Genomic DNA, 7,499 nt, shown 5'->3' on the forward strand with positions numbered 1-7,499 from the left:
GGTGACCTGCCCGCGGCGCGGGCGACCGCCGCCGGTCTCGGGCTGGTCAAGGCGCGGGAGCTGTGGCAGATGCGCCGCGACCTGGCTACCCCGCCGCTACCCGAGCTCACCCCGCCCGCGGACATCGTGCTGCGGACCTACGCGGGCCCCGCCGACGACGCCGAGATCCTGCGGGTCAACAACGCGGCCTTCTCCTGGCACCCCGAGCAGGGCGGCTGGACCGAGCGCGACATCGCCGCCCGTCGCGCCGAATCCTGGTTCGATCCGCGCGGGCTGTTCCTCGCCGTCGACGCGCAGGCGCCGGAGCGGCTGCTCGGCTTCCACTGGACCAAGGTCCACCGCGAGGAGAAACCGCCGGTCGGCGAGGTGTACGTGGTGGGCGTCGACCCCGCCGCCCAGGGCCGCGGGCTCGGCAGGCTGCTGACCCTCGCGGGCCTGCGCCACCTGCGCGAGCGCGGCCTCGGCACGGTGCTGCTCTACACCGAGGCCGACAACGCCGCGGCCGTGCGCACCTACACGCACCTCGGATTCGCCACCGCGCACATCGATGTGGCGTACGCCACGATGGGCGAATAGTCGCGGCCCCTTCGGGTACGCCTGCGTAAAACTGGGGCAAACGTCACATTCGTCCCCTGAATCGCGCCGGGCTGTTCATTCTCCGTTAACCCCGAGCCGTGCCTCTGTCAACCGGACGACCCTACGTTGATCGAGGGCGGCGGCACTGCCGCCTGGTGCGCATGTTCCCTCGCGAACCGCACCACCCCACTCGTCCGGCCGGTGAGGGACCGGGCGAGTTGCACGCGATGGCTGCTCCCCGCAGCCGCAGACGGAGGAACCGTGAACTTCAAGCGCACCAGCGCCCTCGTCGGCATCCTGGCCGCAGGCGCCATGACCCTGAGCGCCTGTGGCAGCGACGAGAACACCGCCACCGGCGACGGCGGCTCGAAGGTCGACGTGACCTGCTCGGGCAAGAAGGCGCTCAAGGCCAGCGGCTCGTCGGCGCAGAAGAACGCCATGGAGCGCTTCGTCGCCGCCTACGAGGCCAACTGCGACGGCTACACCCTCAACTACACTCCCTCGGGTTCGGGTGCGGGCATCAACGACTTCCTCGGCAAGCAGACCGACTTCGCCGGTTCGGACTCGCCGCTGAGCTCCAGCAAGGGCGAGGTCGCCAAGGCCGCCGACCGCTGCGGCGCCCCGGCGTGGAACCTGCCGACCGTGTTCGGCCCGATCGCCATCGCGTTCAACGTCGACGGCGTGACCGACCTGGTCCTCGACGGCCCGACCGCCGCCAAGGTGTTCAACGGCTCCGTCACCACCTGGGACGCCCCGGAGATCAAGGCGCTCAACCCCAACGCCAAGCTCCCCTCGGAGAAGATCTCGGTGATCTTCCGCTCCGACGAGTCGGGTACCACCGACAACTTCCAGCTGTACCTGGACGCGGCCTCCAACGGCGCCTGGGGCAAGGGCGCGGGCAAGACCTTCGCCGGCGGTACCGGTGAGGGCGCCAAGGGCAGCGACGGCGTCGCCAACGCGGTCAAGACCACCAAGAACTCGGTCACCTACGTCGAGTGGTCCTTCGCCAAGACCCAGAACCTCGGCGTCACCCAGATCGTCACCTCCGCCTCCAAGGACCCGGTCAAGCTGACCGGCGAGACCGCGGCCAAGGCGATCGACTCGGTGAAGATCAAGGGCGAGGGCAACGACCTGGTCCTGGACACCAGCTCGTTCTACAAGCCGACCGTGGCCGGCGCGTACCCGATCATCCTGCCGACCTACGAGGTCGTCTGCAGCAAGTACGACGCCGACACCGCGCCCGCCGTCAAGGCGTTCCTGACCTCGGCCGTCAACAACGGTCAGAAGGGCCTCGACGCCAACGGCTACGTCCCGATCCCGGACGCGTTCAAGACCAAGCTGACCACCGCGATCAACGCCATCTCCTGATCGCGGTCCAGCCATGACCATGCACCCTGAGGTGACCGCCGCGGGCTCGTCGGATTCGACGGGCCTGCGGGCGGCTGGAGATACTGCCCCTATGCCGACCGATCCGAAGAACACCGACCCGGCCCCGACCGGCATTCGCCGCGGCCAGGGCGAGACCGCGGAGAAGCTGTTCTCCTGGGCCGCCACCGCCGCAGGCGCGACGATCGTCGCGGCGATCGCGCTGATCGCGCTGTTCCTGCTGGTCCGGGCAGTGCCTTCCCTCCGGGTGGACGAGGTCAACTTCTTCACCAGCGCGGAGTTCGTCACCACCAACGCCGACCACCTGCGGTTCGGCATCCGTGACCTGCTGATGGTCACCGTGCTGAGCTCGCTGTTCGCGCTGATCATCGCGGTGCCCATCGGGGTGGGCATCGCGCTGTTCCTCACCCAGTACGCGCCCAAGCAGCTGGCCAAGCCGTTCGCGATGCTGGTCGACCTGCTCGCCGCGGTGCCCTCGATCGTGTTCGGCCTGTGGGGCCTGCTGGTGCTCGCGCCGAAGATCGCGCCGGTGCAGGAGTTCCTGAACGGCAAGATGGGCTGGTTCTTCCTGTTCTCCGACGGCAACGTCTCGCTGGCGGGCGGCGGCACCATCTTCACCGCGGGCATCGTGCTGGCGGTGATGATCCTGCCGATCATCACCTCGGTCTCGCGCGAGGTGTTCTCGCTGACCCCCCGCGCGCACATCGAGGCCGCGCAGGCGCTCGGCGCGACCAAGTGGGAGGTCGTGCGGATGACCGTGCTGCCGTACGGCCGCTCGGGCGTGATCGCCGGCTCGATGCTCGGCCTCGGCCGCGCGCTCGGTGAGACCATCGCGGTCCTGCTGGTGCTGCGCACCGCGACCGTGCCGGGTGGCTGGTCGCTGTTCGACGGCGGCTACACCTTCGCGTCCAAGATCGCTTCGGCGGCATCCGAATTCAGCGCGCCGCTGCCCACCGGCGCCTACATCGCCGCGGGCTTCGTGCTCTTCGCGCTGACCTTCATCGTCAACGCGCTGGCCCGACTGGCCGCCGGTGGAAGGGTGAACGGCTGATGACCACCTCGACCACGCTCGACAAGCCGGTCAAGGCACCGACCTTCCGGCACGTGAGCCCCGCGCGCCGCTTCAAGAACAACCTCGCCACCGGCATCGTCTGGGCGTGTTTCGTCATCGCCCTGATCCCGCTGTGCTGGGTGCTGTGGCTGGTGCTGAGCAACGGCATCGAGACCGTCCTGTCCTCGGACTGGTGGCTCAAGTCGCAGAAGGGCATCCTGCCCGACGAGACCGGCGGCGGCGTCTACCACGCCATCTACGGCACCATCGTGCAGTCGGCGACGGCCGCGGTCATCGCCGTGCCGCTGGGCATGATGGCCGCCATCTACCTGGTCGAATACGGTCGCGGCCGGCTGGCGCGGGTGACCACGTTCATGGTCGACATCCTCGCGGGCGTGCCCTCGATCGTGGCCGCCCTGTTCATCTTCGCGCTGTGGATCGCCACCTTCGGCGCCCCGCAGAGCTCGTTCGCGGTATCGCTTGCCCTGGTGCTGCTGATGCTGCCCGTGGTGGTGCGCAGCACCGAGGAGATGCTGAAGCTGGTGCCCGACGAGCTGCGGGAGGCCTCCTACGCGCTCGGCGTGCCGAAGTGGAAGACCATCCTGCGCATCGTGGTGCCCACCGCGCTGCCGGGCATGATCTCCGGCATCCTGCTCGCCCTCGCCCGCGTCATGGGTGAGACCGCGCCGGTGCTGGTGCTGGTCGGCTACTCCAAGTCGATCAACTACGACCTGTTCGACGGCAACATGGCCTCGCTGCCCCTGCTCATCTACACCGAGCTGGGCAACGCCGAGGACGCGGGCCGTCAGCGTGTCTGGGGTGCGGCGCTGACGCTCATCCTGATCATCGCGGCCCTGTACCTGGCGGCCGCCGCGGTCAACAAGCTGCTCACCCGGAACCGATAAGAAGCGAAACGGACAACTCTGATGGCCAAGCGGATCGACGTCAAAGATCTGAACATTTTCTACGGCAAGTTCCACGCCGTCTCGAACGTGGACCTGACCGTGCTGCCGCGCAGTGTCACCGCCTTCATCGGTCCCTCCGGCTGCGGTAAGTCCACCGTGCTGCGGTCGCTGAACCGCATGCACGAGGTGACCCCGAACGCCCGGGTCGAGGGCGCGGTGCTGCTCGACGGCGAGGACATCTACGGCTCGTCGGTGGACCCGGTCGGCGTGCGCCGCACCATCGGCATGGTGTTCCAGCGCCCCAACCCGTTCCCCACCATGTCCATCCGCGACAACGTGGTGGCCGGGCTGAAGCTGCAGGGCGTGCGCAACAAGAAGGAGCTCGACGAGGTCGCCGAGCGCTCGCTGCGCGGCGCGAACCTGTGGAACGAGGTCAAGGACCGCCTGGACAAGCCGGGCGGCGGTCTCTCCGGCGGTCAGCAGCAGCGCCTGTGCATCGCCCGCGCGATCGCGGTCTCGCCCGACGTGCTGCTGATGGACGAGCCCTGTTCGGCGCTGGACCCGATCTCCACCCTGGCGATCGAGGACCTGATCACCGAGCTGAAGAAGGAATTCACCATCGTCATCGTCACCCACAACATGCAGCAGGCCGCGCGGGTGAGCGACCAGACCGGCTTCTTCAACCTCGAGGCGCAGGGCAAGCCCGGCAAGCTGATCGAAATCGACGACACCGAGAAGATCTTCTCCAACCCGACCCAGCGGGCCACCGAGGACTACATCTCCGGCCGCTTCGGCTAGACCGGATCGACGAAGAAGCCCCGCACCGGATTCCGGTGCGGGGCTTCTTCGTTCATGCCTGTGCGCTGTCGGGCCGCGCGATCAGCGGGCGACCCAGCCGTAGGCGCCCCGGCCGTACGAGTAGCAGACCCACTTCGTGCCGCCCTCGTACTTCACGTTGCCGACGGTGTGCGCGTTGCAGGGCGCCGACGGCGCGGCCGACGCGGGCGCGGCGAGCAACGTGGCGCCCAGAATCGACGCCGCGCCGACCAGCGCACCGGTGAACAGACGAATTGCCATAGCGAAACCTCTTCCCCTTCAATACATCCCAGAGGTCGCTCGTTCGACCCCCCCAAGATCGCAGCGTACCGACACGCGCCGGGGGAGGCAACGGATTTCGTCGCCTCGGCTCAGGCGTCGTCCTCGTCGCCCGGCAGGACGCCGGTGACCAGGAAGATGACGCGGCGGCCGATCTCCACCGCGTGGTCGGCGAAGCGCTCGTAGTAGCGGCCGAGCAGGGTGACGTCGACGGCCGACGCGACGCCGTACTTCCACTCGCGGTCCATCAGCAGCGTGAACAGGTGACGGTGCAGGTCGTCCATCGCCTCGTCGTCGGTGTTGAGCTGCGCGGCGCGCTCGGGATCGCGTGTCTCGAGCACCTCCTTGGCGCCGGCGCCCATGTTGACCGCGATGCGGCCCATCTCGGCGAAGTAGCCGTTGACGGCCTCGGGTAGGGCATGGTTGGGGTGGCGGCGGCGCGCGACCTTGGCCACGTGCAGCGCCAGCGCGCCCATCCGGTTGACGTCGGCCACGATCTGGATGGCGCTGACGACCTGGCGCAGGTCGCCGGCGACGGGGGCCTGCAGTGCCAGCAGCGCGAACGCCTTCTCCTCGGCCTCGGCGATCTTGCCGCCGATCTGGTCGTGGTCGGAGATGACCTGCTCGGCCAGGGCGAGGTCGGCCTGCAGCAGCGACTGAGTGGCCTGTTCCATGGCCTTGCCAGCGAGACCGGCCATATCGCCCAGGAGGTTGGCGAGATCGGCCATTTGCTCGTTGTAGATGACACGCATGATCCCAGACAGTAGCCGTTGACCTGCGCCTCTGTCACCCAACGCCAGGTTAATGCCGTGTGGCGAGGCGGCGGTTCACTTGCAGGTGTCGTCGGCGGCGTTCATGTGCTCGAGGTCCGAGGGCAGGGCGACCGGGCCCGCGCTGTGCGGGGTGCCGATCGGCACGTTCGGCAGGGCGGCGCCGACCGTGGTCGGGGTGCGCACGGTGCCCGCGAAATCGCTGCCGAGGACGACCTCGACGATGGTGCCGAGTTCGTCGGCCTGTTCGAGGCTGGCGCCCGGGACGGCGCTGGCCACGGTGGCCGCCTCCGCCTCCTGGCCCGCCGCGAAGCGGATCTTCGACGAGGTCACGGTGCCGTCCGCGTAGTTGCCGGTGGCGTAGATCTGGAAGCCCTGGTTGCCGAGGCCGGTGGCGGCGCGGTTGGCGACGCCGGCGACACCGGAGCCGTTGGACACGCGCAGCGAGATGGTCCCGGGGGACACCGCGTACAGCGTCGGCGCGGCCGGTGCGGGGGTCTGCGCGGAGCTGGTGATCTCGGGCGCCTTCTTCTCGCCGGGCAGCGGCTGGTCGTCGATGATCGCGCGGAAGATGGCCTTGATGTCGGTCTCGCGCGGGATCTCGTTGCCGTAGGAGGTGGTGCCCGCGGTCGGGATGGTCAGGAAGGTGACCGCGCCCGCGTCCATCTTCTGCAGCGAGCGGCCGAGCAGCAGCAGGTCCTGCGGCGCCACCTTGTCGACGAAGGTGTGGCTGGTGAAGGCGTTGACGAAGCCGTTGAGCTTGCCCGGATCGAACAGCACCCGGCCCGACAGCGCGCCGCGCAGCAGCGACGCGAGGAAGCGCTGCTGCCGGTTGATGCGGTCGTAGTCGGAGCGCTCCTCGCCGACGACGTGGCGGGCGCGCACGTAGTTCAGCGCGGTCTCCCCGGAGATGTGCTGGCGGCCGGAGCTCTCCAGCACCGTGCCGAGCACGCCGTCGATGATCGGCTTGGTCGTGCAGACGTCGACGCCGCCGATCTGGTCGACCATGGCCTCGAAACCGGCGAAGTCGACTCCGATGAAGTGACCGATGTTCAGGCCCGACATCTTGCGGACCACGTCGACCAGGCACTTGGGGCCGCCGAGCGCGTAGACCGAGTTGAGCTTGGCGCCCATGTCCGGCGGGAACTTCTGGTCGGTGTAGACGCCCTTGTCGTTGTCCCAGCCGCTGCACGTCGGCCGGGTCACGTCCAGGTCGCGCGGGAAGGACACCACGACCACCCGGGAGCGGTCCTTGGGGATGTTGACGAGCATGACCGTGTCCGCGCGGGCGCCCTCGGCGTCGTCCACGGACCCGGCGCCGACCTGGCCGTTGAGGCCGGCGCGGGTGTCGGTGCCGACGATGAGGTAGTTCTCGTCGCCGAGCTGGAGGTTGGAGTCGAGCACGTCCTCGGTCGAGCCGCCGAGGGCGTCGATCTTGGTCATGCTGTTGTTCGTGGCCTGTAGGTAGCTCCAGCCGCCGCCGGTGGCGACCAGCGCGATGACCGCGGCGAAGGTCAGCGCGACCCGGCCCGCCATGCGGGCGCTGCGTCCGCGGCGCGAGTCCTCGCGCGGCGGGCGGGCGGCCTCGGTGGCGCCGACCTTCTTCGGTCGTTCGCGGCGGTCGGGCGCGGGCACATCGGTGATCTTGGGCAGCACCTCGGTGACCGGGTCGCCGGTCGGGGCGGGTCCGGTCGCCGCGAAGGCGGTGGTGGCCGT

At 69.1% G+C, this 7,499-nt stretch carries 8 protein-coding genes; 5 read left to right on the forward strand and 3 right to left on the reverse strand.

All coding sequences use genetic code 11. From position 1 onward, the window contains the following. The 5 genes from mshD to pstB all read left to right on the forward strand — a co-directional run. The coding region (gene mshD, locus ON36_RS03025; protein WP_043647440.1) for a mycothiol synthase at positions 1–576 on the forward strand (576 nt) is incomplete at its 5' end. Positions 577–837: 261 nt separating this feature from the next. Next, entirely contained in the window at positions 838–1,944 is a 1,107-nt protein-coding gene (pstS, locus tag ON36_RS03030; RefSeq protein ID WP_043647441.1) for a phosphate ABC transporter substrate-binding protein PstS, read from the forward strand. Positions 1,945–2,035: 91 nt separating this feature from the next. After that, positions 2,036–3,013, forward strand: a complete 978-nt coding sequence (gene pstC / locus ON36_RS03035) for a phosphate ABC transporter permease subunit PstC (protein ID WP_043647442.1) — start codon at positions 2,036–2,038, stop codon at positions 3,011–3,013. Next, a complete protein-coding gene (gene pstA, locus ON36_RS03040) occupies positions 3,013–3,918 on the forward strand; it encodes a phosphate ABC transporter permease PstA (protein ID WP_043647443.1) in 906 nt (301 codons plus the stop codon). The genes pstC and pstA overlap by 1 nt, the downstream gene beginning before the upstream one ends. A gap of 21 nt (positions 3,919–3,939) precedes the next feature. After that, complete coding sequence (pstB, locus tag ON36_RS03045) at positions 3,940–4,716, forward strand: phosphate ABC transporter ATP-binding protein PstB (protein WP_043647444.1); 777 nt, start codon at positions 3,940–3,942, stop codon at positions 4,714–4,716. 81 nt (positions 4,717–4,797) lie between these two features. Here pstB and ON36_RS03050 read toward each other — a convergent pair whose 3' ends face one another. The 3 genes from ON36_RS03050 to ON36_RS03060 all read right to left on the reverse strand — a co-directional run. Beyond that, positions 4,798–4,995, reverse strand: coding sequence for a hypothetical protein (locus ON36_RS03050; protein WP_043647445.1), 198 nt, complete (start codon positions 4,993–4,995; stop codon positions 4,798–4,800). Positions 4,996–5,105: 110 nt separating this feature from the next. Next, a complete protein-coding gene (gene phoU, locus ON36_RS03055) occupies positions 5,106–5,765 on the reverse strand; it encodes a phosphate signaling complex protein PhoU (RefSeq protein WP_043647446.1) in 660 nt (219 codons plus the stop codon). A 75-nt stretch (positions 5,766–5,840) separates the two neighbouring features. Continuing rightward, the coding region (locus tag ON36_RS03060) for an LCP family protein (protein WP_157224748.1) at positions 5,841–7,499 on the reverse strand (1,659 nt) is incomplete at its 5' end.

The organism is Nocardia thailandica NBRC 100428, from assembly GCF_000308795.1.
Taxonomy (GTDB): domain Bacteria; phylum Actinomycetota; class Actinomycetes; order Mycobacteriales; family Mycobacteriaceae; genus Nocardia; species Nocardia thailandica.